25 protein-coding genes are annotated in these 25,837 nt (G+C 68.3%); 10 read left to right on the top strand and 15 right to left on the bottom strand.

Annotated elements, in window-relative coordinates; all coding sequences use genetic code 11:
* Positions 1–21: 21 nt before the first annotated feature.
* The 3 genes from CSW64_RS18360 to CSW64_RS18370 are packed head-to-tail and all read right to left on the bottom strand — an operon-like array spanning position 22 to position 2,393.
* Positions 22–747: a L,D-transpeptidase family protein gene (locus CSW64_RS18360; protein ID WP_099623455.1), complete on the bottom strand. Its 726-nt coding sequence runs from the start codon at positions 745–747 to the stop codon at positions 22–24.
* Complete coding sequence (locus CSW64_RS18365; RefSeq protein ID WP_099623456.1) at positions 744–1,394, bottom strand: class I SAM-dependent methyltransferase; 651 nt, start codon at positions 1,392–1,394, stop codon at positions 744–746. The genes CSW64_RS18360 and CSW64_RS18365 overlap by 4 nt, the downstream gene beginning before the upstream one ends.
* 33 nt (positions 1,395–1,427) lie before the next feature.
* Positions 1,428–2,393, bottom strand: a complete 966-nt coding sequence (locus tag CSW64_RS18370; protein ID WP_099623457.1) for a fatty acid desaturase family protein — start codon at positions 2,391–2,393, stop codon at positions 1,428–1,430.
* 68 nt (positions 2,394–2,461) lie between these two features.
* Here CSW64_RS18370 and CSW64_RS18375 point away from each other — a divergent pair, with 68 nt between their 5' ends.
* Positions 2,462–2,812 carry a lysozyme inhibitor LprI family protein gene (locus tag CSW64_RS18375; protein WP_099623458.1) on the top strand — a complete coding sequence of 117 codons (351 nt, stop codon included), beginning with the start codon at positions 2,462–2,464 and terminating at the stop codon, positions 2,810–2,812.
* Here the strand turns inward: CSW64_RS18375 and ubiA are convergent.
* A complete protein-coding gene (gene ubiA, locus CSW64_RS18380) occupies positions 2,809–3,738 on the bottom strand; it encodes a 4-hydroxybenzoate octaprenyltransferase (protein ID WP_099623459.1) in 930 nt (309 codons plus the stop codon). The two genes, CSW64_RS18375 and ubiA, sit on opposite strands and share 4 nt — an antisense overlap.
* Before the next feature lie 85 nt (positions 3,739–3,823).
* Between ubiA and CSW64_RS18385 the strand changes: the two genes are divergently transcribed.
* The 3 genes from CSW64_RS18385 (at position 3,824) to CSW64_RS18395 (ending at position 7,997) form a co-directional block, all read left to right on the top strand.
* Complete coding sequence (locus tag CSW64_RS18385; protein ID WP_099623460.1) at positions 3,824–4,111, top strand: DUF454 family protein; 288 nt, start codon at positions 3,824–3,826, stop codon at positions 4,109–4,111.
* A gap of 302 nt (positions 4,112–4,413) precedes the next feature.
* Entirely contained in the window at positions 4,414–6,201 is a 1,788-nt protein-coding gene (locus tag CSW64_RS18390) for an ABC transporter ATP-binding protein (RefSeq protein WP_099623461.1), read from the top strand.
* Between the two features lie 290 nt (positions 6,202–6,491).
* Complete coding sequence (locus CSW64_RS18395; protein ID WP_245863764.1) at positions 6,492–7,997, top strand: S10 family peptidase; 1,506 nt, start codon at positions 6,492–6,494, stop codon at positions 7,995–7,997.
* Positions 7,998–8,145: 148 nt separating this feature from the next.
* Here the strand turns inward: CSW64_RS18395 and CSW64_RS18400 are convergent, their stop codons facing one another.
* The 4 genes from CSW64_RS18400 to CSW64_RS18415 form a co-directional block, all read right to left on the bottom strand.
* Entirely contained in the window at positions 8,146–8,847 is a 702-nt protein-coding gene (locus tag CSW64_RS18400) for a murein L,D-transpeptidase catalytic domain family protein (protein WP_099623462.1), read from the bottom strand.
* Positions 8,848–8,942: 95 nt separating this feature from the next.
* On the bottom strand, positions 8,943–10,139 hold the full coding sequence (locus tag CSW64_RS18405) for a winged helix-turn-helix domain-containing protein (RefSeq protein WP_099623463.1): 1,197 nt from the start codon (positions 10,137–10,139) through the stop codon (positions 8,943–8,945).
* Positions 10,139–10,858 carry an FkbM family methyltransferase gene (locus CSW64_RS18410; RefSeq protein WP_099623464.1) on the bottom strand — a complete coding sequence of 240 codons (720 nt, stop codon included), beginning with the start codon at positions 10,856–10,858 and terminating at the stop codon, positions 10,139–10,141. Before CSW64_RS18410 ends, CSW64_RS18405 begins: the two co-directional genes overlap by 1 nt.
* Before the next feature lie 20 nt (positions 10,859–10,878).
* Positions 10,879–11,679 carry a glycosyltransferase family 25 protein gene (locus CSW64_RS18415; RefSeq protein WP_099623465.1) on the bottom strand — a complete coding sequence of 267 codons (801 nt, stop codon included), beginning with the start codon at positions 11,677–11,679 and terminating at the stop codon, positions 10,879–10,881.
* Positions 11,680–11,783: 104 nt separating this feature from the next.
* Between CSW64_RS18415 and CSW64_RS18420 the strand changes: the two genes are divergently transcribed.
* Positions 11,784–12,494 (top strand): FkbM family methyltransferase, encoded by a 711-nt coding sequence (locus CSW64_RS18420; protein WP_099623466.1) that lies wholly within the window; start codon positions 11,784–11,786, stop codon positions 12,492–12,494.
* The gene (gene galE / locus CSW64_RS18425) at positions 12,469–13,461 is read left to right on the top strand and encodes a UDP-glucose 4-epimerase GalE (RefSeq protein ID WP_099623467.1); all 993 of its coding nucleotides are present in this window, start codon (positions 12,469–12,471) and stop codon (positions 13,459–13,461) included. The genes CSW64_RS18420 and galE overlap by 26 nt, the downstream gene beginning before the upstream one ends.
* Before the next feature lie 4 nt (positions 13,462–13,465).
* On the opposite strand, the gene ppk2 is transcribed toward galE, so the two are convergent.
* The gene (gene ppk2, locus CSW64_RS18430) at positions 13,466–14,224 is read right to left on the bottom strand and encodes a polyphosphate kinase 2 (RefSeq protein ID WP_099623468.1); all 759 of its coding nucleotides are present in this window, start codon (positions 14,222–14,224) and stop codon (positions 13,466–13,468) included.
* Positions 14,225–14,269: 45 nt separating this feature from the next.
* On the opposite strand from ppk2, the gene CSW64_RS18435 reads away from it, so the two are divergent.
* The gene (locus tag CSW64_RS18435) at positions 14,270–14,998 is read left to right on the top strand and encodes a 16S rRNA (uracil(1498)-N(3))-methyltransferase (protein WP_099623469.1); all 729 of its coding nucleotides are present in this window, start codon (positions 14,270–14,272) and stop codon (positions 14,996–14,998) included.
* A gap of 127 nt (positions 14,999–15,125) precedes the next feature.
* Complete coding sequence (locus CSW64_RS18440) at positions 15,126–16,496, top strand: glutamate--cysteine ligase (protein WP_099623470.1); 1,371 nt, start codon at positions 15,126–15,128, stop codon at positions 16,494–16,496.
* Positions 16,497–16,625: 129 nt separating this feature from the next.
* Here CSW64_RS18440 and CSW64_RS18445 read toward each other — a convergent pair whose 3' ends face one another.
* Positions 16,626–17,030 carry a DUF427 domain-containing protein gene (locus CSW64_RS18445; RefSeq protein ID WP_172448622.1) on the bottom strand — a complete coding sequence of 135 codons (405 nt, stop codon included), beginning with the start codon at positions 17,028–17,030 and terminating at the stop codon, positions 16,626–16,628.
* A gap of 172 nt (positions 17,031–17,202) precedes the next feature.
* On the opposite strand from CSW64_RS18445, the gene CSW64_RS18450 reads away from it, so the two are divergent.
* Positions 17,203–19,113 carry a peptide MFS transporter gene (locus tag CSW64_RS18450; RefSeq protein WP_099624340.1) on the top strand — a complete coding sequence of 637 codons (1,911 nt, stop codon included), beginning with the start codon at positions 17,203–17,205 and terminating at the stop codon, positions 19,111–19,113.
* 112 nt (positions 19,114–19,225) lie between these two features.
* On the opposite strand, the gene CSW64_RS18455 is transcribed toward CSW64_RS18450, so the two are convergent.
* The 5 genes from CSW64_RS18455 to CSW64_RS18475 all read right to left on the bottom strand — a co-directional run bounded on the left by CSW64_RS18455 (position 19,226) and on the right by CSW64_RS18475 (position 24,514).
* Complete coding sequence (locus CSW64_RS18455; RefSeq protein WP_099623472.1) at positions 19,226–21,289, bottom strand: TonB-dependent receptor plug domain-containing protein; 2,064 nt, start codon at positions 21,287–21,289, stop codon at positions 19,226–19,228.
* A 118-nt stretch (positions 21,290–21,407) separates the two neighbouring features.
* Complete coding sequence (tldD, locus tag CSW64_RS18460) at positions 21,408–22,838, bottom strand: metalloprotease TldD (RefSeq protein WP_099623473.1); 1,431 nt, start codon at positions 22,836–22,838, stop codon at positions 21,408–21,410.
* 34 nt (positions 22,839–22,872) lie between these two features.
* Positions 22,873–23,613 (bottom strand): GIN domain-containing protein, encoded by a 741-nt coding sequence (locus CSW64_RS18465; RefSeq protein WP_099623474.1) that lies wholly within the window; start codon positions 23,611–23,613, stop codon positions 22,873–22,875.
* Between the two features lie 11 nt (positions 23,614–23,624).
* A complete protein-coding gene (locus CSW64_RS18470) occupies positions 23,625–24,191 on the bottom strand; it encodes a DUF1700 domain-containing protein (protein ID WP_099623475.1) in 567 nt (188 codons plus the stop codon).
* Positions 24,188–24,514: a PadR family transcriptional regulator gene (locus tag CSW64_RS18475; RefSeq protein ID WP_099623476.1), complete on the bottom strand. Its 327-nt coding sequence runs from the start codon at positions 24,512–24,514 to the stop codon at positions 24,188–24,190. Before CSW64_RS18475 ends, CSW64_RS18470 begins: the two co-directional genes overlap by 4 nt.
* Positions 24,515–24,866: 352 nt before the next feature.
* Between CSW64_RS18475 and coxB the strand changes: the two genes are divergently transcribed.
* Entirely contained in the window at positions 24,867–25,823 is a 957-nt protein-coding gene (gene coxB / locus CSW64_RS18480; protein ID WP_099623477.1) for a cytochrome c oxidase subunit II, read from the top strand.
* Positions 25,824–25,837 lie beyond the last annotated feature (14 nt).

Below are 25,837 nucleotides of genomic sequence, written 5' to 3' on the forward strand. Positions count from 1 at the left end.
GTTCACACCACATAGACTGAGTCAACCGCCCGTGCGAACAGCGGTGCAGCCCGGCCCGGACGTCATCCGGTACCGGCCCGCGCAGCTCCAGACCGCCGCCGGCCGGCCCGTCGTCGTGAAGACCCGGTCCCCGGCCGCCAGGTCATTCCAGAAGGCAGCGTTGGGGTCACGGGCGTGACGGCGCAGATTGGCCTCGGTCGGCCGGAACGGAAAGGCGTCGACGGTCACCCGCGCCTGTCTGCGCTCGTAGGCGGCGGTCATCAGCGCCCACAGGTCGTCGATCGCCGGATCGGTCATGGCGTAGCAGCCGATCGAAACGCAGCGCCCATGCACCATCAGGAACGAGCCGGTCCGCCCCAGCGCCCGGTCATGGGCGTTCGGGAACCCCAGGTTGAAGGACAGATGATAGGTCGAGTTCGGATTCAGGGCCTCCCGCGGCACGGCGTAGAAGCCCTCGGGCGACTGTCCGTCGCCCTCCTTCAGCTTCGGCCCCAGCCGGCCGGACCAACGACAGATCGGATAGGTCTCGAACAGCTGGTGGCGGTCGCCCCGCTTCAGCCAGACCTCCAGCCGGTTTTCGGCCTTGAAGATGCGGATGTGGACCGCCGAACCCGATGCGAAGCCGCGCTCGCGCAGCCGTTGCTCCAGCGGCGCCCGGGCCGCGTTGGCCCGTGCGGCCGCCGCGGCGTCGCCGCCCTGCGGCTGCAACAGACCGAACAGGCCGCCCGCCAGCGCCGCCAGGATCACGGCATCGCCCAGACGCTGGTCTTCTTCACCTCATAGTCCTCGAGCTCACGCGTGGTCGGGACCTGGTACTCGGCCAGCTTCTCCAGACCGTCCTTCGGAAAGTAGGTCCGCCCCGGATCGCCGATCAGCACCGTCGCCCCTCGCGCCCGAGCGGCGCCCAGCCACTCCAGGACCCGGCGCGCCAACGGCCCCTCGTAGCAGATGTCGCCGGCCAGGAAGACCTCGGCGTCCTCCGCCGGCGCGGCGTCCAGCAGGTTCGTGTCGGTGAAGTCCACGGCCACACCGTTGGCCTCGGCGTTCAGCGCCACCGCCGCACCGCAGAAGACGTCGATGTCGGCGGCCAGCACCCCCGCGGCGCCGGCCTTCATCGCCGCGATGGCGACGATGCCCGAGCCGGTGGCGAAGTCGACGACCCGCTTGCCGGCCACGACCTGCGGATGGTCCAGGACGTAGCGGGCCAGCGCCTGCCCGCCGGCCCAGGCGAAGGCCCAGAACGGCGGCGGCAGGCCGATCTTCTCCAGCTCCTCCTCGGTCAGCCGCCAGATCGCCGTCACCTCGTCCGCGAGCTGAAGCGTCAGCTCCGGCGTATGCGGCGGCGCCTGCAGGCGGGTGTTCTCGACGATGAAGGCGCGGCGGTCGGGGATCATCGCGACCGTCCTAAAGCACGCGCTTCGGCGGGACTAGGCCGCCGCGGCCGTCTCGCGGCTCGACGCCGCCTTGAGCACCGTCAGGTACCCGCCGGGCTCATAGAGCATCCGGTCCAGCACGCCCTTCCGCTTCAGCAGCCGATGCGCCTTCGGCAGGTTCCAGCAGGGCACATGCATGAACATGTGATGCTCGCAGTGATAGTTGACGTAGTAGGGCGCGATCAGCAGCCGGGCGATCGGGCCGGCGCGGGTCGTACGGGCATGGCGCAGCGGGTCGGGCTGGTTCTCGCCGACCAGCGCATGCTCGGCGATGTTCCGAAGGCGGGTGACCAGCGGATACCAGGTCGCCATCGGGATCAGCCACAGCACCGGCCAAGCCCACCAGTATCCGGCGGCCGACGTCGCGACGATCAGCACGCCGTTGGTGATCAGGAACGGCTTCCAGAAGTTCAGCACGCCCTTGGCGATCTTGCTCGCGGGCACGCCCTTCTTCCGCCCCTGGGCGAAGGCGTCGATCGTCGGCTTGATCCGTTGCTTGAAGAAGGTCTGGCCGGTCAGGTCCCGGATGATCTTGCGCCGCAGGGACTGGCGGGTGGTCGGGAACGGCCTGGAGAGACTCAGGTCAGGGTCTTCGGACTGCTGGGCGAACTTGTGATGCTGCAGGTGGTAGTCGCGATAGCGCTGCAGATCGCCGTTGGTCGGAGCGCCGCACAGCCAATGGCCGACCCAGTCGTTGACCTTGATATTCGGGTGCAGGCAGCCGTGCGCCGCCTCGTGCATCAGGATCGCCAGCCCCAGCTGCCGCGCCCCGATCACCATCACGGCGAAGACGAAGGTCAGCGGGTTCGGAAAGACGACGAACAGCGCGCCCGCCGCGACGATGGTCAGCCAAGCATGAGCGACCAGCCACAACCCGAACCAGGACGAGCGCGCGGCCAGCGGAGCCCATTCCTCGTCGGTGAAGAAGTCCTTCGGTTTCACGCGCGATGCGACGGCCATGACGGAAGCATCTCACTTCGCCGCCGGGAAGTGTAGGGTGACGGTGCGTCACGTTCCGGAGGAAAGTCATGCGCATCCCCCTCTGCGCCGCCGCCCTGCTGGCGTCGGCCCTCGCCGCCGGCGCCGCGAACGCGGCCAGTTTCGACTGCAACAAGGCCCGCAGCCCCGACGAGAAGGCGATCTGCGCCGACCGCGCCCTGAACGACCAGGACGTGCGGATGAGCCTGCTCTACGACATCACCCGGCGGCTCGTGCCGATGGGCTCGCGGGGCGCGATCATGGACGACCAGCAGGCCTGGCTGCGGAACCGCCGGACCTGCGGCGCGAACAAGGCCTGCCTGGCGCGCAGCTACCAGAACCGCATCGCGACGCTGAACCGAGTGCTCGAAGAGCGCGTCTACCCGAACGGGCCGTTCTAGAAGCCTCCGATCGGCTTCCAGGCGCCGGCGGCGAAAGCGATCACGAGAAGCAGGCCGGCGATGCTGTTCGACTTGAACAGCGCCAGGGCGCCGACGCCGTCATCGGCGTCGACCTTGGCCGCCTGGCGCGACAGGTGAACCGCCAGCAGCGCCGCCGGCGGCAGGAACAGCGGCCCCATGCCGCCGACCCAGGCGCCGGCCATGACCAGCAGGAAACACAGGACGTAGAAGGCCAGAACGCCCTTGCGCAGGTTGGCGCCCAGACGGCGCGTGGAGGATTTCACCCCGACCAGGGCGTCGTCCTCGATGTCCTGGATGGCGTAGATGGTGTCGTAGCCCAGGGTCCAGAACACCAGGCCGGCGTAGACCAGCACGGGGCCCCAGCTCAGGCCGCCCGCCACGGCCGCGAAGCCCAGCAGCATGCCCCAGTTGAAGGTCAGGCCCAGCCAGGCCTGCGGCCACCAGGTGATCCGCTTCATGAACGGATAGGCCGCCACCAGGCCGAGCGAGGCGACGCCCAGGCCGATCGCCCAAAGGTTCATGCTCAGCAGGATGACCAGGCCGACCAGCGAGCAGCCGACGATGAAGGCCCAGGCCTGTTTGACGCTGATCTGGCCGGACGCCAGCGGCCGCATCGCGGTGCGGGCGACCTTGGCGTCGATATCGCGGTCGACGATGTCGTTGTAGGCGCAGCCGGCCGCGCGCATCAGCGCGGCGCCCAGGAAGATCAGCAGGAACAGCCAAAGGTCCGGCGCCTTGCCCTGCATGGCGCAGGCCATGGCCACGCCCATCCAGCCCGGCAGCATGAGCAGCCAGATCCCCGCCGGCCGGTCGAACCGCCCCAGCTTCAGCCAGGGCCGCAGCGGCGGCGGCGCATACCGGTCCACCCAGTTGGTCGGGGCGGCGTCGGGCAGGATCGTGGTCATGCCGCATGGATAGCCGTCGCGCCGGATCGCTCCAAATCGAAACCGCCTAGTGACGCCAGATGCGAACTCGTCGCATTGTAGGCCGATGGCGAGTCCTCCCCCCGATCGTAAGCGTCCCTCGCGCCTGTCGCACCGCGTGCTCGACGCGGTGGGCGTCGCCATGCTGGCCACCGGCACCGTCGGCCTGTTCGTGCCCTACATGCCGACCACGGTGTTCTGGATCATCGCCGTGGTCTGCTTCCTGAAGACTCGCCCGCATGCGGTCCGCCCCTTGCTCCGCACCCCCATCATCGGCCCGGCGATCATCTGGTTCCTGAGATGGCGGCCGTTCGGCGGCGGACGGAAGAAGAAGCGGAACGGCGGCAAGGGATAGGCGGGAACGGCGGGGGACATGCGCCCAACGCTCTGCGTCCTTCGAGACGCGATCCTGAGGGATCGCTCCTCAGGATGACGAGCTCTGCATTCGTCATGGTGAGGAGCGAGCACCGCGAGCGTCTCGAACCACGCACGGAGTATCCGCGGGGGGCCGAGCTCGGGATAGCCGGGAACATGCTCCGAAGGTGCATGTCCCCTTCACCCCCTGTCACCCGAAAGCCTCGCTCGCCGCCACAATCTCGCCACGGCCCCTCGCGCCGGCCCGACCCCGCCCCTATCTGGGCGGCCTGAGGTTTTTCCATGAGTGAACAGTACGAAGACGAGGAAGAGACCCGCGGTCGGGTGCTCTCCAACGGCCAGGTCATGGCCTTCATCGGCGGCTATTGGCTGCGCCGACCCTGGCTGCTGCTCGGCTCGGCCGGTCTGATGCTGGTCGCGGTCGGGTTCGACATCCTGATGCCGACCGCCGCCAAGACCCTGATCGACGCCGTCGCCGATCCGGCGCGCGACACGAACGCCGCCTGGAAGGCCTGGGCGCTGTTCGTCGGCGTCTATGTCGCCTTCGTGGTCACCCGGAACATCGCGTTCCGCTTCTGGAACCCGCTGGCGGCGCGGAACATGGAGGAGATGACCAACGAGGGCTTCCGGCGCGTACAGGCCTTCTCGTCCGACTGGCACGCCGACACCTTCGCCGGCGCCACCGTCCGCCGCATCTCGCGCGCCATGTGGGGCTACGATTCGGTGTCCGACGCCGTGGTGCTGTGGCTCGGCCCGGCGCTGCTGGTGCTGTTCGGCCTCTCCGCCCAGATGGCCTTCAAGTGGCCCCTGATCGGCGGCCTGTCGCTTGCCGTGGTCGTCGGCTTCCTGGTGCTGAACCTGTGGGTCGTGAAGGTCTATGTCCGCCAGGCCAACCTGAAGTCCAACGCCCTGGACAGCCGCATCGGCGGCGCCCTGGCCGACGCCATCACCTCCAACCCGACCGTGAAGGCCTTCGGCGCCGAGACGCGCGAGGAGACCCGCTTCGCCGGCATCACCGGCGCCTGGAGCCGCGCCGTCCAGATCACCTGGGGCCGGTTCATGGACGTCTGGGTGATGCAGAACGTGCTCATGGTCCTGCTGCAGGCAGGCATGACCGGCCTGCTGGTCAACCTGTGGGTCAAGGGCCAGGCCACCGCCGGCGACATCGGTTTCGCCATCACCACCTTCATGCTGATGAGCGGCTACCTGCGGAACATCGGCGAGAACGTGCGGATGCTGCAGAAGGGCCTGGACGACGTCGAGGACGTGGCCAACTACGCCCTGATGGCCCCCCAGGTGGCCGACGCGCCGGATGCGATTCCGCTCGCCGCCGCCGAGGGCGAGATCGTCTTCGACCACGTCTCGTTCCGCTACAAGAGCGCCGAGGCGCCGCTGTACGACGGCTTTAGCCTGCGTATCGCGCCGGGCGAGAAGGTGGCGCTGGTCGGCGCGACCGGCGCCGGCAAGTCGACCTTCGTGAAGCTGATCCAGCGGCTCTACGATCTGCAGGGCGGCGCCATCGCCATCGACGGCCAGGACATCGCCCAGGTCACCCAGGGCAGCCTGCGCCGGGCCATCGCCGTAGTGCCCCAGGACCCGGCGCTGTTCCACCGGACCATCGCCGAGAACATCGGCTACGCCCGGCCGGGCGCCACGCTGGACGAGATCAGGCTGGCCGCCAAGCGCGCCCACGCCGACGGCTTCATCGAGAAGCTGCCCAAGGGCTACGACACCCTGGTCGGCGAGCGCGGCGTGAAGCTGTCGGGCGGCGAGCGCCAGCGCGTGGCCATCGCCAGGGCCTTCCTGGCCGACGCGCCGATCCTGGTGTTCGACGAGGCGACCAGCTCACTCGACGTGGAGACCGAGCTGCACGTCCAGGCGGCGATGAACGAGCTGATGGCCGGCCGCACCACGATCGTCATCGCCCACCGGCTGTCGACGATCCGCAACGCCGACCGGATCCTGGTGTTCGACAAGGGCCGCATCGTCGAGGAAGGCCGCCACGCCGAGCTCAAGGCCAAGGGCGGCGCCTACGCCCGACTGGCCGCGGTGGCGGAGGGGACGGCTTAGAACTTCCTCTCCCGATGGGAGAGGGGGTGATGAGCGACGCCGCGCACCTGCGCGGCGTATGTGATCGCCAGAGGCGATCACCGCAAAGAACGCCCGCGACGTTGTCGCGGGCTGGGCGAAGCATGGTGGAGAGGACCCAAGGCCATCGACTCCTCGCCGCGGTCGGGCGCCTTTGGCCCCCTCCACCACCCTACGGGCGGTCTCCCTCCCCCACGGGGGAGGATCGAGCTACTTGCTTCCCCGCCTCTCCGGAGTACGGTCCCGAGTTCTGTTTTCGGGAGGGTCCGGACTTGCGGTTTCTGGGTGTGCTGGGGCTGGCGGCGACGCTGGCGATGGGGAGTTTCGCCGTAGCGGCGCAGGCGGCGGACACGCCGGCGGCCGAGGCCAAGGACAAGAAGAGCGACACCGACCTGCCGCCGTTCCCGGCGCCGGCTTCGGTGAAGCAGTCGACACGGCTGAACGGCAAGGTCCTGAACTACACCGCCACCGTCGGCGCCCTGCCGGTGCGCGACGCCAAGGGCAAGATCATCGCCGAGGTGGTCTACACCGCCTACGTCCTGGACGGCCCCCGCAACCCGAACCGACCGGTGACTTTCGCCTTCAACGGCGGCCCCGGCGCGGCCAGCGTCTACCTGAATCTCGGCGCCATCGGGCCCAAGCGGGTCCAGTTCGGCGCCCAGGGCGACGCCCCGTCCGACTCGGCCGTCCTGCACGACAATCCGTTCACCTGGATGGATTTCACCGACATGGTCTTCATCGACCCGGTCGGCACCGGCTTCTCGCGCTCGCTGGTCGGGCCGGACGAGAGCAAGAAGGCCTTCTTCGGCGTGAAGCAGGACATCGAGTACCTGTCGCGCATCGTCTACGACTGGCTGCTCAAGAACGAGCGGATGACCTCGCCGAAGTACATCACCGGCGAGAGCTACGGCGGCTTCCGCGGCCCGCGGCTGACCCACTATCTGCAGACCGAGCTGGGCGTCGGGGTCAACGGCGTGATCCTGGTCTCGCCCTTCTTCGACGGCACCAGCTGGGCCGGCGGCGACTTCTCGCCGATCCCCTGGGCCATGACCCTGCCCTCGATGGCCGCCGCCAACTACGAGCGCCAGGGCAAGACGCTGAACGACGCCCAGATGGCCGAGGTCGAGAGCTACGTCCGCGGCGAGTTTCTGACCGACTTCATGAAGGGCCGCAGCGACCAGGCCGCCCTGGACCGGATGGTCGGCAAGGTCACCGCCTACACCGGCCTGCGTCCGGACGTGGTGCGCGAGATGGGCGGCCGCGTCGACAGCCGCGCCTTCCTGCGTGAACTCTACAAGGGCGAAGGCCGGATCGGCAGCTGGTACGACTCCAACGTCACCGCCTATGATCCCTTCCCCTGGTCGGTGAACCAGCGCAGCGGCGACCCGATCCTGGACGCCCTGATCGCGCCGACGACCAGCGCCATGGTCGACTTCACCACCCGCGTCGTGGGCTGGAAGGTCGACGGCCGCTACGAAGCCCTGAACGGCGCGGTGAACCAGGCCTGGGAGGACCGCCTGCAGACGATCGAGTCGGTCTCGGCCCTGCGTCTGGCCCTGGCCAACGACCCGAAGATGAAGGTCATGATCGTCCACGGATATAACGACCTGAGCTGCCCCTATTTCGTGTCCAAGACGGTGGTCGACCAACTGCCGCCGATGGGCGCGCCGGGCCGCGTGCAGCTGCGCTCCTATCCCGGCGGCCATATGTTCTACAGCCGGCCGGACAGCGGCGCGGCGATGCGCCGGGACGTGATGTCGATGTACGGAGCGGGGTAGCCCTTAAACCGTCGTCCTCGCGCTCGTCGCGAGGCCCCGTGAACACGGCGAACAGCAAGAAGGGCGCGGATCGTTCCGCGCCCTTTTTCATTTGGTTCATCACGCATGGGTCCTCGCAACAGGCGCGAGGATGACGGGCGATAGATGCCTACGCCGCCGCGAACAGGAGGCGGCCTTCGCCCATGATCGGGCGCAGGGTCTGGAGGTCGGCGGTGCTGACGCTGAAGCAGCCGTAGGACCGGCCCAGCTTGCCCTCGCGGGCCAGGAACTCGGGCTCGCAGTAGTCGGCGGCGTGGATGATGATCGCCCGGTCGCGCGCCTCGCTGTTGGTCGGCTCCAGGCCGTCGAGCAGGACATTGGGGCCGTGCTTGGCGCCCATGCCCGGACCGGCCGTGACATAGGCGCCGACCGACGAGGCGTTGGAATCCATCACGTTCGAGAAGCGCTGGGCGAAGCCGGAGTGGGCCGGGTCCGAACCCTTGCCGTGGGCCGTGCGGAACGCGGTCACCTCGCCGGACGCCAGGTCCAGGCGATAGAGGCGCGGCAGGCTGGAATGCTGCTGGAAGTCGACGAGATAGATCTGGTCCTTGGTCGGGATCCTGGCCTCGTGCCGTTTCAGCGCCTCCAGGCCGCCGTCCAGCAGCGGCTTGCGGATCAGGCCCAGCGGGTCGAACTGCACCTTCACGACAGGCGGCGGGACGGCGAGCGGTTCGGTCGGCACGACCAGCGGGGCCGGCGCCTGGGCGACCACGGGCGCGCCCCGCTTGCTTCCCGTGGCGCAGGACGCCGTCAGCGCCGCCAGGCCGACGACGAGTCCGCGACGCGACAGGCGCGTGTCCAAACCCTTCATGACGCTGCTCCCGGTAGCGCCCCCGCGCGGCCAGTGGGTAGTGCGTTTAACCTAAGCCAAAGGCCATGCGAACCGGTCAGGCGGTCGCACCCTGCTCACAAATTCGCCAGCGCCTGTTTCAGAGGCGCCGCCAGGTCCCCCTTCTGGACGGCCTCGACCGCGTCGAGATCGAGCCAACGCGCCATCCGCCGAAGCTCCGCCGCCAACCGCGCGGGCGTATCCGGACCGGCGTCCGGCTCCGAGTGGGCGGCCTGGACCCGCAGCACCCGCGCCTGACGATCGGCTTTCAGATCCACCCGGGCCGTGATCGTGTCGCCCTCCAGGAACGGCAGCACATAGTAGCCGTGGGTCCGCTTGTGGGCGGGCGTATAGATCTCCAGCCGGACCCTCACGCCGAACAGACGCTCGGTGCGGTCGCGGAACCAGATCAGGTTGTCGAACGGCGACAGCAGGGCGTGGGCGTCGATCCTGCGCGGGATCCTGGTTCCGGCGACCAGATAGCCGGGCTTGGCCCAGCCCTCGACCTTTACCGGGACGAGCTCCCCAGCCTCGACCAGGTCCTTCACCGCGCGGCGGGCGCCGTCCAGCGGCAGGCGGAAGTAGTCGCGCAGATCAGCCTCGGTCGCCACGCCCATGGCCGCGGCCGAGCGGCGGACCAGCTCGCGCTGGGCGTCCGCCTCGGTCGGCGTCGGCGCGCCGACGACAGTGTCGGGCAACGCCCGCTCGGTCAGGTCGTAGACCCGCTCAAAGCCTCGGCGGGTGTGGGTGGTCAGCTGTCCGGTCCAAAACAGCCATTCGAGAGCCCGCTTGCCGTCCGACCAGGACCACCAACCGGGCTGGCCGCGCGGCCCGGTCGCGAAGTCGCCGCCGGTCACAGGCCCGCGTTTCTCGATCTCGGCCAGGATGTTGTCGATGTAGTCGCGGCGCTCCCGCCCGAACCTCGCCAGGCCGCTCCAGGTCTCGCCCGCCGCCGCCCGGGCCATCCGCCAGCGGAACAGCGGCTGCAGCTCCATCGGCATCAGAGAGGCTTCGTGGCCCCAGTATTCGAACAGGCTGCGCTTACGGCCCCACGCCTCGTCTTCCAGCAGTTCGCGCGGATAGTCGCCGAGCCGCGAAAAGGCCGGCAGGTAGTGCGTCCGCGTGACCACGTTGACGCTGTCGATCTGGATCACGCCCAGCCTCTGGGCGATCTGGCGGAACTGGCGGCGGCCCGGCGCATCGTGCCGGCGAGCCTCGGCGAAACCCTGGGCGGCCAGCGCGATGCGCCGGGCCTGTTTCGCCGAGAGGTCCATTATCCGCGCCTCTCGTTTTGCAGGAAGAGATAGTCATCCGGCTCGGCGTAGGCCGTCACGGGGCGCAGATCCGGGACCGAGAAGGCGGCGTAGCCTCGCTCGGCGAGCCAGTCGAACAGGCCCTGAGCGCTCGTCCCGGCGCGCGCCAGGTGGGCGTCGTTCACCTCGACGAACAGCGGCGGCCGGTGCCGCTCGAGCGACCGTTCGGCGCCGCGGAGCGCGTGCAGCTCCCAGCCCTCGATATCGGCCTTGATGAAGTCGATCCGCTCCAGGCCGTTGTCAGCCACGAAACCGTCCAGAGTGGTCAGCTTGACGACCTGGTCGACGGTCGGCCGCGAGCCGTCGTCCTGTCCCAGATGCGCGACGCCGAAGCCGAGCCCGCCGGCCTGCTTGACCGGAGTATGCAGCACCAGCTCGCCAGGCGCGTCGGACAGCCCCATGGGCACGAGCGTAACGTTTTCGATCCGGCGGATTCGGGCGGCGGCGGTCATCACCGACCGGGCGTAAGCGGACGGCTCGAACGACCACACCCTGCCCCTCGGAGCCATGTCGGCGAACAACCGCGCGAACTGTCCGGCATGGGCGCCGATGTCCATGACCACGGCGTCCTGCGGAATGTAGGGCGCGAAGAACGGCCGCAGTTCCTGATGATGCCGTTGAAACCCGGCCTTGAGGACGTGGGCCACCCAGTCGCCGCGCTGGCGGAAGGTCATTCGCATGGTGTCTGGCTTCCGCGTGTTCAGTGTTCGGTCCGTCGCTTCCACTCGGCGTCCTGACGGAGGCGTTTGCGGACGTCGGCGCGTTTGGCGATGCTGTCGTAGCCCTTGCGCAAGCGGCGTTCGAGCTGTTGCAGGAGCGACCCCTTGTCCTCCAGCTCGTCCTCCTTCTTGAACCGCTCCTGCCCGATCACGGACTCGAACTCGTGGTCGTGGAAGACGGGCCAGGGACGGACGCCCAGGATGTTCAGCCCGTGCCGCCAGGAGCGGTTCATGGCCACATCGATCGGGTAGCGGATCGGCATGCCGTACTCGAGGAACCGCTGCGCCCCGGCCTTGGTGATCACATAGGCGACGGTGGAGTTGCAGACGTTGTGGTGCCGGACCAGCTTGGACTCCGGCGTCAGGTCGACCAGCGTGTCGTAGGACCGCGACAGTCCGACCTCGCTGATCGCCAGCTTGATCAGGTCGTACGGCGGCAAGCCTTCGCGGGTCAGCGCCTCCAGAACCTTGGGCAGCTCGTCGGCGACGACCAGGTCGTCTTCCAGAACCAGCGCCTGAGGGATGTCCTCGGCGACCATCTTCTCGAAGATCCGCCAGTGCGAGAGGTAGCAGCCCATCTCGCCCGGCATCAGCGGCTTGGCAGCCCGCCGCAACCGGCCCGGCACGTCCTGAAGGGCGACGTCCTCGGCCGGCATCTCGCGACCATTCACGGCCTCGAAGAAGGTCGGGGTCAGCCCCACGCGGGCGAGCTGCGCCGCCGCGGCCTCACGCCGATCGGCGTGGTGCTTCATGTTCACGACGAAGATCGGATACGGCCACATGGACGGCGTCTCTTAAGGGAACCGCGGAGGTATAGTCGGGCGGCGGGCGTTGCAATATCGTCGGGGGAAACTAGTCTGCGGCCGATCATTTTCCCAAGGCCGACATGTCCTTCATCAAGCGCGCGCGCCAGCGGTTGCGCAACCGTCTCTTCCGCCTGCTCAACGACAAGCCGGAGATCGAAAATCTCGGCCTGAAGCTGTGGACACGCCATCCGGCGGTGACCGACAAGATGTTCTTCGCCATGTCCCGGCGCTACGAGCGCGCCGAAGCGGACCTGGCGACCAAATACATCCGCCCCGACCACCGGGTGCTGGAGATCGGCGCCGGCGTCGGTTTCCTGGCCTGCCACAACCGGCGGAACATCGGCGTTCGCGACTACGCCGTGGTCGAGGCCAATCCGCGCCTGCTGGACCTCATCCGCAAGAACCTGGACCTGAACGGCGCCGCCGACGTGCCGCTGCTGAACGCCGCCGTGGCGCCCGAGGACGGAACCATTCGCTTCACCCTGTCGGCCGAGTTCTGGGCCAGCTCGACGGCCCACCAGGACGGCGAGATGATCGAGGTCGAGGCCCAGACGATCGACAGTCTGAGGAAGCGTCTGGCCTTCACGCCCGACACACTGATCATTGATATCGAGGGCGGTGAGATCAGCCTGCCGACGGAGCATTTCGCCGGCTTCGACCGGATCGTGATGGAGACCCACCCGCAGATCGTCGGCGAGGCCCCGAACCGCGAGATGCTTGCACGCTTCGCCGCGGCTGGCTTCGTCCTGAAGGACGAGAACGACAATGTCGTCTTCCTCGAACGCGGCTGACGCCCCCGTCGTCCTGGTCGCCGGCGGCGCCGGCTATGTCGGCTCGCACGCCTGTCTGAGGCTGGCCGAAGCCGGCTTTCAACCCGTCGTGTTCGACGACCTCTCGAACGGCCACGAGGCCTTCGTGCAATGGGGGCCGCTGGAGGTCGGCGACGTCCGGAACGCCGAGCAGCTCGATTCGGCGTTCGCGAGACATCGGCCTGTCGCCGTCCTGCACTTCGCGGGCCTGATCGAGGTCGGCGAGTCCATGAAACGGCCTGGCGACTTCTACGACGTCAATGTCGGCGGCAGCCTGCAGCTGATCGCCGCCGCCCGCCGCGCCGGCGTGAAGGCGATGGTCTTCTCCTCGACCTGCGCCACCTACGGCGCGCCTGCCTATACGCCGATGGATGAAGATCATCCCCAGGCGCCGTTGAACCCTTACGGCCGCAGCAAGCTGATGGTCGAGCAGGCCTTGGCCGATCTCGACCGGCTGTCAGGCTTCCGCTCGATCGCCCTGCGCTACTTCAACGCCGCCGGAGCCGATCCGCTCGGCCGCATCGGCGAGCGCCACGAGCCGGAGACGCACGCGCTGCCGCTGCTGATCGAGGCGGCGCTGGGCCGACGAGACGGTTTCTCGGTCTTCGGGACCGACTACGACACCCGCGACGGCACGGCGGTGCGGGACTACGTCCACGTTCTCGACCTGGCCGACGCCCATGTTCTGGCGCTGCGGCGTCTCCTCGCCGGCGGCCCGGGCGGCGCCTTCAACCTCGGCGGCGGGGTCGGCACGACGGTGCGCGAACTGATCGAGACCGTTCGGCGCGTCTCTGGACGGGATATCGCCGTCGCCGAAGCGCCGCGCCGGGACGGCGACGCCCCCGTCCTGGTCGCCGATAACCGGCGCGCCGTCGCCGAACTCGGCTGGCGGCCGGCCTACGACCTGGACGGGATCGTCCGGACCGCCTGGGCCTGGCACGCGGGCTGACGCCTCAGCGGGCCAGTCGTCCGTCGCCGAGCGCTTCCGCCTCGAAAGGGAAGACCACCGCGGGATCGGGCTTGCCCGCGCCCTTGCGGATGTCCGACGGCGCGATCTGCTGCAGGAGCTGCCGAATGATGTTCAGGCGCGCGGTCTTCTTGTCGTTGGCCCGCACGCAGACCCAAGGCGTCAGCTCGGTGCTGGACCGCATCAGCATCTTGTCGCGGGCGTTGGAGTAGTCCTTCCACTTCTCCTGGGCGACGGCGTCCAGGGCGCTGACCTTCAGCGCCTTGAGCGGATCGCTGCGCCGCGCGTCGAGCCGTTTCTCCTGCTCGTCCTTGTCGATGTCGAGCCACAGCTTGATCACGGTGACGCCGCTCTCGACCAGCATCGCCTCGAAGCCGGGAACGTCCTTCAGGAAGATCTCGTGCTCGGCCTTGGTGCAGAAGCCCATGACCGGCTCGACCCCGGCCCGGTTGTACCAGGAGCGGTTGAAGATCACGAGCTCGCCGGCCGCCGGCAGATGACTGACGTAGCGCTGGAAGTACCACTGCGTCCGCTCGGTCTCGGTCGGCTTCGGCAGGGCCACGACCCGCGTCGCGCGGATGGAGAGATGCTCGACGATCCTCTTGATCGAGCCGTCCTTGCCGGCGGCGTCACGGCCTTCGAAGATCACCAGGACCTTGTCGCCGCGCTCCAGGGCCAGCTGCTGCCAGCGCACCAGGGCGACCTGCAGCTTCTCCAGGGTCTTGTCATAGGTCTTGTCTGACATGGATGAACCTAAACACGACGGCATTTGTCGCGCTAGAAGAAGGCGATGATCCGACTGTTCGTTCCCGACAACCTGATCGCCGGCGAGGCCGTGGTCCCCGCCCCCGAGCAGGGCCGCTACCTGACCGCGGTCATGCGCCTGACCGTCGGCGCCGAGATCCTGCTGTTCAACGGCCGCGACGGCGAGTGGCGCGCCACCCTGGTCGAGGCCGGCAAGCGCAACGTCCGCCTGCTGGTCGGGGCCCGGACCCGGCCGCAGGTCGCGCCGCCGGACCTCGACCTCGTCGTCGCCCTGGTCAAGCGCGGCCGGCTGGAGACGATCGTCGAGAAGGCGGCCGAACTGGGCGCCCGCAGGGTGCGGCTGGTCGTCACACGTCGGACCAACGCCGACCACACCAATGTGGGCCGTCTGCAGGCCATCGCCGTCGAGGCCGCCGAACAGACCGGCCGCCTCGACGTGCCGGAAATCGTCGCGCCGGAAAAGCTCGACCGCATGCTCAACGGCTGGGACGCCGACCGCCGGCTGATGTTCTGCGACGAGACCGGCGGCCTCCCGCCGGCCCTGGACGCGGTCCGCGCCGCGGGCGGTTCCAGCTGGGCCGTGCTGATCGGTCCCGAGGGCGGCTTCGATCCCGAGGAGGGCGAACGGCTGCGCGGCCTGCCGTTCGTCACGCCGGTGTCGCTCGGCCCCCGCATCCTCCGCGCGGACACGGCCGCCATCGCCGCGTTGGCGCTCTGGCAGGCCGCGATCGGAGATTGGGTCACACCCTCTTGAGACGGGAGCATTTGTCTCCCACCTGCTGAACAGCGTAAAGATCGCCGCCGGTCGGGGAAATGGGCCTCCTCAGCCAGATGCGAACGGCGTGCGTTCTGTGTGTATGTGAAGCCTGGGGAGGCATTGAATGGCCGAAACGATGACTGACGACCGGCCCCTGACGATCGAGGACCTGGCGAACTACTTCGCCGCCGGCTGCAAGCCCGCCGAGCAATGGCGCGTGGGCGCCGAGCACGAGAAGTTCGGCTTCCGTCTGAACACCCATGAGACCGTGCCCTACTACGGCCCGGACGGCATCGAGGCGATGCTGAAGGGCCTGATGCGGTTCGGCTGGGAGGGGGTCTTCGAAGACCGCCCCGACGGCGGCCAGACGCTGATCGGCCTGAACCGCGGCGGCGCCAACGTCAGCCTGGAGCCCGGCGGCCAGTTCGAACTGAGCGGCGCGCCGCTGAACTCGATGCACGAGATCTGCGAGGAGACCGGCAACCACCTGCAGGAGGTGAAGACGGTCGCCGACGAGCTGGGGCTCGGTTTCCTGGGCCTGGGCTTCCACCCGACGATCACCCGCGAACAGGCGGAGATCATGCCCAAGGGGCGCTACAACATCATGCGCGCCTACATGCCGAAGGTCGGCAAGCTGGGCCTGGACATGATGCTGCGCACCTGCACGGTGCAGGCCAACCTCGACTTCGCCTCCGAAGCCGACATGGTCGCCAAGTTCCGCGTCAGCCTGGCGCTGCAGCCGATCGCCACGGCGCTGTTCGCCAACTCGCCGTTCACCGAGGGCAAGCCGAACGGCTTCCTGTCGGCCCGCGCCAACGTCTGGACCGACACCGATCCCGACCGCACCGGCATGCTGGGCTTCGTCTTCGAGGACGGCTTCGGGTTCGAACAGTACGCCCGCTACGCGCTCGACGTGCCGATGTACTTCGTCAAGCGCAACGGCCTCTATGTCGACGCGTCCGGCAAGAGCTTCCGCGAGCTGATCGAGGGCAAGCTGGACGGCGTCCAGGGCCGCGCCACGATGAAGGACTGGGCCGACCACACCACGACCATCTTCCCGGAAGTCCGCCTGAAGACCTACCTGGAGATGCGCGGCGCCGACGGCGGGCCCTGGAGCCGGCTGTGCGCCCTGCCCGCGCTGTGGACCGGCCTGCTCTACGACGATGCGGCCCTGGCCGCCGCCTGGGATCTCTGCAAGGACTGGTCGACCGAGGAGCGTGAGACCCTGCGGCGCGACGTCAACCGCCTGGGCCTCAAGGCCACGGTCGGCGGCCGCACGGTCCAGGACATCGCCAAGGACGTGCTGGCGATCAGTCACGCCGGCCTGAAGAACCGCGCCCGACTGGACGGCGGCTTCATCGACGAGACCACCTACCTCGGCGAACTGCATGAGATCGCCGACAGCGGCCTGACCCCGGCTGAACGCCTGCTGGAAAAGTTCCACGGCGAATGGAAGGGCGACATCAACCGCGTGTTCGTCGACTGCGCCTACTGAGTCAGCCGGGGACATGCTCCACGCAGCGGTGCGTGTCCCCGTTCCATGGTGCTGAGTTAGGAGGACACGCACCGCTTCGCGGAGCATGTCCCCGTACTGAGTGTCGAAGAATGCGCCGCACCCCCGCCCCTAGTCCGCGTACGGCGGGTCCATCGGCGGGACGTGCAGCACCGGGTTGACCAGTCCTTCCGTCTCGAACTCGACGTGCTCCGGCCGGAACGAGACATAGCCGGCGATCAGCTCGGCTTCGCCGATCGGCTGGTCGTAGGCCCAGGCCACGTCCTCGACGATCTTGGCGTCGCGCATGATCGTGAACCACGCCGCCCGCCCTAGATCGGCGTTGATCGTGACATGGCCGTTGGCCTTCAGGACCGACATCTGCACGTCTTCCCTCGGGAAGTAGAAGACCGGTTTTCGGCCGGTTTCCGTCAGCGCCAGCGTCCTGGCGCTGTCTGCGACTTCGTGTCCCTCGAACAGAACACGCACCCGTCCGGGAACGGCCGAAAGGCTGAAGCGGGAACCGACTTGAGACATGGCGAACCTCCCGTCGCGTAACGCTCGACGACCCATTCAGGCTCCTTGAACGTCGCTCGGGGAAAGCGCTTGCTTGTGAAACGGCCCGGCGCGTGATTTTCTCCCGCGCAATTCGGGGCGGCCGAGGGGGAATCTTGCCGACCTCCCCGCTACATAACCAGGGTAGGCTATGATTAACATCGTCATCGCGCTTGGGGTGCTCATCACCCTGGCGACGGGCATTCCGGTTCTTCTGCAGATGCGGAACCAACCGAGGGGGCTCATCATCCTCTTCTTCGCGGAGATGTGGGAGCGCTTCTCGTATTACGGGATGCGCGCGCTGCTGATCTTCTATCTCACGCAGCATTTCCTCTTCAGCGACGAGTTCTCCAGCGGCGTCTACGGCTCTTACGCCTCGCTGGTCTATCTGCTGCCCCTGATCGGCGGCCTGCTGGCGGACCGCTACCTCGGCACCCGCAAGGCGATCGCCTTCGGCGCCCTGCTGCTGGTCGCCGGCCACGGCATGATGGCGGTCGAAGGACGCCCCGCGACGCAGACCCTGAACTACCAGGGCGCGGCGTACGAGGTGGTGGTCAACGACGGCGCGTCGTCGGTCAAGATCGGCGACAAGACCTACGCCTTCGGCCCCGGCGAGCACGGCGCCCTGGCGATCAAGAACCTGCCCGCCGACGCGCCGCTTCCGGCGACGATCGAGAAGGGCAAGTACGAGATGAAGGCCGAGCGCGACAAGACGTACGTCGGCATCTTCTACCTCGCCATCTCGCTGATCATCATGGGCGTCGGCTTCCTGAAGCCGAACATCTCGACCATCGTCGGCCAGCTGTACCCACAGGGCGATCCCCGACGAGACCAGGGCTTCACCCTCTACTACTACGGCATCAACCTCGGCGCCTTCTGGGCTTCGGTGCTCTGCGGCCTGCTGGGTCAGAACGTCGGCTGGTGGGCGGGCTTCGGCCTGGCCGGCGTCGGCATGCTGATCGGCTTCATCGTCTTCGTGCTCGGCAAGCCGCTGCTCGACGGCAAGGGCGAGCCGCCGAACCCGGCGCTCCTCGCCAAGCGGGTCGCCGGACCGGTCAACCGTGAAGGCCTGATCTACATCTGCGGTCTTCTGGGCGTCGGCGTGGTCTGGCTGCTGGTTCAGAGCCATGCCCTCGTCGGCACGGCGCTGATCGTCAGCACGGCCGCGGCGCTGGCCTACGTCGGCTGGTTCGTTGCGGTGAAGTGCAACAAGATCGAACGCGAGCGCATGCTGCTCGCCCTGGTCCTGGTGTTCGGCTCGGTGGTGTTCTTCACTCTGTTCGAACAGGCCGGCACCTCGCTGAACCTGTTCGCGGACCGCAACGTCGACCTGTCGCTGATCAGCGCGCCGATGACGTTCGAGCTCCTCGGACACAAAGTGCTGCTCGCCAGCCATCACATGTACCAGGCGGCTGGTTCGCCCAAGGACGTGTTCTGGATCGACATGGGCCTGACCGCGTCCCAGACGCAGTCGTTCAACGCCGGCTTCATCCTGATCTTCGCGCCGATCTTCGCCGCGATGTGGCTGTTCCTCGGCCGCATCAAGCGCGATCCGAACCCGGTCATGAAGTTCGGCCTGGGCCTTCTGCAGGTCGGCCTCGGCTTCCTGGTCGTGGTCTGGGCGGCGAAGGCCGGCCTGATCAATCCGGCCTACCAGATGCCCCTCTTCGTCCTGGGCTTCCTCTACCTGCTGCACACCACCGGCGAGCTGTTCCTGTCGCCGGTCGGCCTGTCGGAGATCACCAAGCTGTCGGTGCCCTCCGTGGTGTCGTTCATGATGGCGGTGTGGTTCCTGTCCAGCTCGATCGCTCACTTCATCGGCGGCATGATCGCCGGCGCGCTGGGCTCGGAAACGGTCGGCGGCCAGGTGCTGGATCCGAAGGGCGCGCTGGAGACCTCGCTGAGCGGCTTCAACATGCTCGGCTGGACCGGCGTGGGCGTGGGCGTCGCCTTCGTCCTGATCAGCTTCCTGATCAAGCACTGGGCGCACGGCGCGAACGAGGCCGCGAACCACCCGCCGGCGGAAGTGGTGGACATCGAGCGTCAGGCCAAGCCGCACAACTAGCGGACCGCCATAGCCGAAACGACGAAGGCCCTCGGGGAGCATCCCCCGAGGGCCTTCTGCTTTCAGGACGTCGCGCAGGCTCCCCTGAGACGGTCGACGCCCGGAAAACCGATCAGCCGAAGGTCTTGCGCACCCGCACGTAGACCATCATGCCGTTCTCGTACTGGCGGCTTTCGCGCAGCTGCAGCGGCGAGTTTCCGCGCGGCCCCGCGTAGACCTCCTGGATACGAACAAGATCGCGCTGGGTGAAGTTCTGCAGCTGCAGCAGGAACTGCAGATCGGGCCGGGGCTTGTACTCGACGTAGGGCGTGACGAAGGCCCGCAGCTCCACGTCCGTGACCCGGTTGTAGCGGTGGTAGGTCTCCTTCCAGTCGCCGAACACGTCGACGCCCCAGTTCAGCTTCCAGCGCGGCAGATCCTGGCTGAAATGCAGCTCCCATTCCCGGGGGCGCTCCCCGGTGACGCGACGCATCTCGCCGGTGGTCGGATCGGTCACTTCCGAGTCACGCCACACGACGAAGCCGCGCAACGTCCCGCCGGCGATGCCCATCCGGCCCAGCGGCAGATTGAAGTCGACCCGCGCCTGATTGCGGGTCCCGTCACCGATGTTGTCCGGCCGGTCGAACCGGGTGCAAGCCGGAGAGGTCACGTCACGCTGGCCGTTCTGCAGCAGCGGACAGGTGCTGACGACCACCTCGGGGGCCCGATCGATGACGTCGGTCAGCTCGGACCGGCTCAGCGTCAGGGTGATCGCGCCGCTGCCCCAGAACCGGCGCTCGTAGGCGACCGCGGCGACCCACGCCTGTTCGGGGTTCAGGTTCGGGTTCCCGCTGGTCACCGCGCCGCCGTTCGAGATCTCGGAGCTGGCGACGAAGTCGTCGAAGTCGAGCTGGCCCACTTCCCGTTCGAGCCGCACCCGGATTTGGTTGGAAGCGTTCGGCGACCAGGTGGCCACGGCCCTCGGCTTGGCGAAGGACAGCGACTTCTCCAGGACCACGTCGCCTTCCGACTGAATGCGCGAGGTCTCGTACTTCAGCCCGCCTTCCAGGGTCACCGTGGGAACCGGCTTCCACGTCGCCTGGCCGAACAGCTCAGCCCGCCGTTCCTCGACCCGAACCTTCGCGGCCGGCAGGACCACCGGCGCGCCGTTGATCGAGTAGTCGGTCTGGCTTTCGAGCCAGTTGAACGCCGCCTCGCCGCCGGTCTCGAACGACAGACGGTCGGACCGGCGATGATTCAGTGAGGCGCGACCGATGCTCTCGCCGAGCTTGCGGCTGTTGGCGAACCGCTCGGCATCCCCGTCCGCATCATAGCGCGCCTTGAAGTCCTGCGACTCCAGCTGCTGCAGGAACAGCGTCTCGATCTTGGTGCGCGGTCCCAGGTCACGGGCGTAGCGCAGGCCGACCTCACCGCGAAGCTCCTCGTCGTGCTCGCGGCTCTCGACGAGGCTTCCGGAGTCGAACGCGTCGCGCTCGCCGTAGAAGAACCGCTCGAGGAAGAGCCTGCCGTTGACCCGGAACTTGCCGCCGGCCAGCGGCGTCTCGAAGGCGCCGGTGCCGACGACCTGGAGACCGTCGCCCTCGACCTGCATGTCGGCCCGGTCGATCAGGGCGCCGGCGCCGTCCCGCTGGACGAGCAGGCCGTCTCCCGCGCCGTCGTCCAGGAACCCGGCCATCACCAGCGACCCTTCCAGGGCCTTGCCGTCGCCCCGTCGCGTGCCTTCCAGGCGGATGCCGGGGTTGTTGCGGCCGTCGTAGATGAAGTTGTTGACCACCGAGATCAGGCCCGTGGTCGAGGCTCCGCCCTTGCGCACGATGTTGGCCAGGACCGTCTTGCCCTGCATGTCGATGCCCGGCGCGCCGCCGCGGATCACGTCGATCCGCTCGACCTGGCTGGCGGGGATGCGGCGCAGGATGTTCTGCAGGTCGTCGCTCTTGCTGGTGGGCCGGTCGCCGTCGATCAGCACATTTCCCGCCGCGCCCGCGAAGCCGCGGACGCCCGAGCCCTGGTCCAGCGCAAAGCCCGGCAGGCGAGCGATCATGTCGTTGGCGGTGTTGGGCTGGGCGTCGGCGAAGAAGGCGGCCGGATACGAAATCACGCCCTGCGCCTGCGTTTCCGCGGGCGGTGTCTCGGCCGGTGCGGCGATCGCCGCGGCGGCCAGCAACAGATAGCTCATAGCGCGCTCCCCGAGGCTCTCCCCAGGCCTCTTTCGGAGCGGAGGCTGACGCGCGTCTCCCCCCGAGACACGTTACAACGCTGAAATCTGGATTAAATCGGCGAAAGGTGGTCGGCGATCAGACAGCCGTGCCGCCGACCGTCAGGCCCGTGATCTTCAGCGACGGCTGGGCCACGCCGACCGGCACGCCTTGCCCCGCCTTCCCGCAGACGCCCACGCCCGGGTCGATCGCGAAGTCGTCCCCGATCATGGTCACTCGGGTCAGGGCGCTGGGGCCGTCGCCGATCAGGGTCGCGCCCTTCACCGGCTTGGTCAGCTTGCCGTCCTCGATCAGCCAGGCCTCGACGCACTGGAACACGAACTTGCCGTTGGTGATGTCGACCTGGCCGCCGCCGAGCTTGGCGCAGTAGAGCCCACGCTTGGTGGAGGCGATCATCTCCGCCTGGGGGGTCGAGCCGCCGAGCATGCCAGTGTTGGTCATTCGCGGCATCGGCATGTGGGCGTAGGACTGTCGGCGGGCGTTGCCGGTCGGCGCCATCCCCATCAGGCGGGCCGACATGCGGTCGTGCATGTAGCCGACCAGGATGCCGTCCTCGATCAGGATCGTCCGCTCGGTCGGCGTGCCCTCGTCGTCGACGGTCAGCGACCCCCGGCGGCCGGCCATCGTGCCGTCGTCGAAGACCGTTACGCCCGGCGCCGCGACCCGCTCGCCGATCCGTCCGGAGAAGGCCGACAGGCCCTTGCGGTTGAAGTCGCCCTCCAGGCCATGGCCCACCGCCTCATGCAGCAGCACGCCGTTCCAGCCCGGGCCAAGGACGACGTCCATCTCGCCGGCCGGGCAATCGACCGCGTCGAGATTGACCATCGCCTGGGCGAGGGCCTCGTCGACCTGCTCCCGCCATTTGTCCGGCGAGATCCAGGCCTCGAACCCGGCGCGGCCGCCGGCGCCCGACGTGCCGGTCTCTCGGCGGCCGTCCCGCTCGACGGTGACCTGGACGTTCACCCGCACCAGCGGTCGGACATCGCGGATCAGCCGGCCATCGGCGCGGAGGATTTCGACCGTCCGCCGCTCGCCGGCCAGCGAGGCCATGACCTGGACCACCCGCGGGTCCCGGGCGCGGGCGAAGGCGTCGATCTCCTGCAGCAGGGCGACCTTGTCGGAGAAGCCGGGCGAGGCGACAGGGTCGTCTTCGCCGTAGAGCTTGGTGTTGGTGGCGCGCGGCGCGTCCGCGGCGACGCCGTCGTAGCCGCGGCGGGCCAGCTTGGCCGAGTCGGCCGCGCGGCGGATCGCCGCCTCGCTGATCTCGCTGGCGTGAGCGTAGCCGGCGGTCTCGCCGGCCACCACGCGCAGGCCGAAACCTTCCCCCGAATCGTAGCTGGCGGTCTTCAGCCGACCGTCGTCGAAGACGAAGGCCTCGCTTTCGGAACGCTCGAGGAACAGCTCCCCGTCGTCGGCCCCGGCCAGGGCCTCGCCGAGAATTTCGCGAGCGCGTTCGGGATCGACGCCGGCGGCGTCCAGCAGGGAGGGGGCGAGTACGGAAGCGGTCATGCCCTACAGGTAGGAGCTTTGACCGCTTTCGTCATCAGTTCGCCTCATGCACCTCGCCCGAACCGTCGACCTGGGTCTCCAGGGACGTGGGCTTCTGGCGCAGGTAGACATCCCCGCTGCCGGAGATTTCAGCGCGAACCTTGCCCGTCGCCGCGACCTTGACCTCGCCGCTGCCGACGACCTTTACGTTGGCGTCGCCGGCGCTGACCGTGCTCAGGTCGGCGTCGCCCGACCCCTGTACGGTCACCGCGAGACGGTCCGCGCGCCCTTCGAGAACGGCGTCGCCGCTGCCGTTGATCTCGACGCTCAGGTTCTCCTGATCGAAATTCGCCACCTTCAGCTTCGCGGAGCCGTTGATCACGAAACGACGAACCGACGGCGCGATGACGTTCACTTCCAGGTCGTCGGAGTCGAGCCGGACCGCGTCGGCCTCGGGCTTCAGGAACAGGCGGCCGTTCTCCAGGGCGATGAAGGGAAGGATTTCGGCCGGCCCCTCGATGACGACCTCGGACGTGTCGCCTTGTGCGTAGATGACCTGCCCGGGCAGATCGATCTGCAGCAGGTCGCCGCCGCTCCAGGGTATGTTGCGGACCTCATCCGGCGTGCGGGCGCCGGACGAGGGCCCATTGATGCTGACGCCGATGTTGCGCCACTTCTCGGGCCAGACCCAGCCGTTGGCGGCCAGGTCGCGGCCGGCGATGGCCGTGACGCCCGCCAGACAGCCGAGGGCCAGCACGAAGCCGGCGACGGCGATGATGACCAGTGAACGGATCATGACGCGGCCCCTCAGCGCTGCGGTTCGATGGCCGGCTTGAGCAGCCGGTAGTGAAGGCGGGCGTACCAGACCAGGGCGTTGACCAGGCCGACGGTGACCAGCGCGAGGATGGCGCCGAAGCAGGTCGCGAGGCCCATCATGCCGACGCCGGCCAGGATGGCGACGATCGGCCCGCCAGGCGGCTCGGTGAACGGACCAGCGGTCATCACCACCCCGCCCCCGACGAACAGGGCGATCACCGCCAGGAACAGGCCGAACAAGGTCCCCAGCACGCCCATCAGGATCGGCAGCAGGATCAGGATGTCGATCGCGCCCAGCCCCAGCACCGCGAAGACGGCGCCGGCGGCGGCCGAGGTGGACTTCTCCTCCTCCCAGCGCTTCAGCCCGGCCTCGGCGCGGAGTTCGCGGGCGAGACGATCGGGGCTGCCCAGCGCATCGGCCACTTCAGCTTCGGTGCGGCCGGCGGCCAGACCGTCGGTGAAGTGGGCCTCATAGTCGGCGGTGATGTCCACGATGGCGGTGGCCGGAAGCCCGGCCAGGCCGCGGCTCAGGCGGGTCATGAACTCGGCGCGCGTCATGCCTCGGCTCCCAGGATGGCGTCCACGGCGGCGGTGAAGGCGGCCCATTCGCTCTTCTGCTGGGCGAGGCTGGCCTTACCGGCGTCGGTCAAACGGTAGTATTTGCGCGGCGGGCCGCTGGGCGACTCCACCAGATAGGTGTCCACCAGCCCATCCGTCTGAAGACGGCGCATGAGCGGGTAGATGGTCCCCTCCCCCATATCGATGTCCTTCGCGAGCTGACTTGCGATCTCGTAGGCGTAGCTGTCGTCGCGCGACAGCAGGGCCAGCACGCACAGCGCCAGCACGCCCTTCTTGAGTTGAATTTCGATGGCTTCCGGCACGGCGTCCTGATCCTCGTTTCGACACCCTTCTAACGCACGATACCGATCAATACAAGGTAGCTTCCATTACATGATAGCAATGCGCCGATCAGGGCCTCGATCGGGCCGAAAGCGCGAGTCGTTGCGAGCCCCTCGCAACTAGGCCCCATAAGGCCGGACCTGTGACGGCGAGGCGCTTGGCAAGGGGGTATGATCCGCGTATTCACGCCCCCGTTAAGGCGTGGAGGGGCGTCGCATTTAAGCTCGCGCACGCGGGTGCGGCGGCGCCTCTCTCGGAACATGGATTGAAAGCCGGCTACGGACGGACCGAGACTCTCGGGCCGGCCGCCGGCGGAGCGGGCCAGAGAGGGTCATGAAGGCGAAGTTCAAGGGTATCGCCGGTCTTGTGGCGGGCGCCGGTGCGGCGATGTGGGGCGCAATCGCCTTCGCCGAGGACCGACTGGGGCAGCCCACACCGGGCGGCATCGGATTGCAGCCGGCGGCGTCGCCGCTGAAGCACGATGCGCACTTCTTCCACGACCTGATCCTGCTGCCGGTGATCACCGTCATCAGCCTGTTCGTGCTGGGTCTGCTGATCTGGGTGGTCGTCCGCTACAACAAGCGCTCGAACCCGACCCCGGCGAAGTGGAGCCACAACACCGTGCTCGAGGTGGTGTGGACCCTGGTTCCGGTGCTGATCCTGATGGTCATCGCCATCTTCTCGTTCCGCCTGCTGTTCGCCTACCACAACATGCCCAAGCCCGACCTGACGGTTAAGGTCGTCGGCTACCAGTGGAACTGGGGCTACGAGTACCCCGACCAGAAGATCTCCGAGTACATCTCGAACATGCTGCCCGAGGCGGAAGTCGCCAAGCGCGGCCTGCCGAAGGACCTGTACCGCCTCGCCGCGACCGAACCGATGGTCGTGCCGGTGAACAAGGTCGTCCGCGTCCAGGTCACCGCCGCCGATGTGATCCACGCCTTCGCCCTGCCGGCGTTCGGCCTGAAGACCGACGCCATCCCCGGCCGCCTGAACGAGACCTGGTTCAAGGCCGAGAAGGTCGGCACCTACTACGGCCAGTGCTCGGAACTCTGCGGCGTCGACCACGCCTTCATGCCGATCGAGATCAAGGTCGTCAGCCAGGCCGACTTCGACGCCTGGGTGGCCACCAAGGCGCCGCCGGCCGCTCCCGCCGCCCCGGCGGCCGACGCCGCCGCCCCGGCTGCAGCCCCGGCCGAAGGCGCCGCCGCTCCGGCCGCCGCCGCCCCCGCTCCGACGACCGCTCCGGCGGCCCCCGCCGCCGGCGCCGCGCCGGCCGCCAAGCTCTGATTACCAAGGTAAGA

The sequence above is a fragment of the Caulobacter mirabilis genome (assembly GCF_002749615.1).
Lineage (GTDB): Bacteria > Pseudomonadota > Alphaproteobacteria > Caulobacterales > Caulobacteraceae > Caulobacter > Caulobacter mirabilis.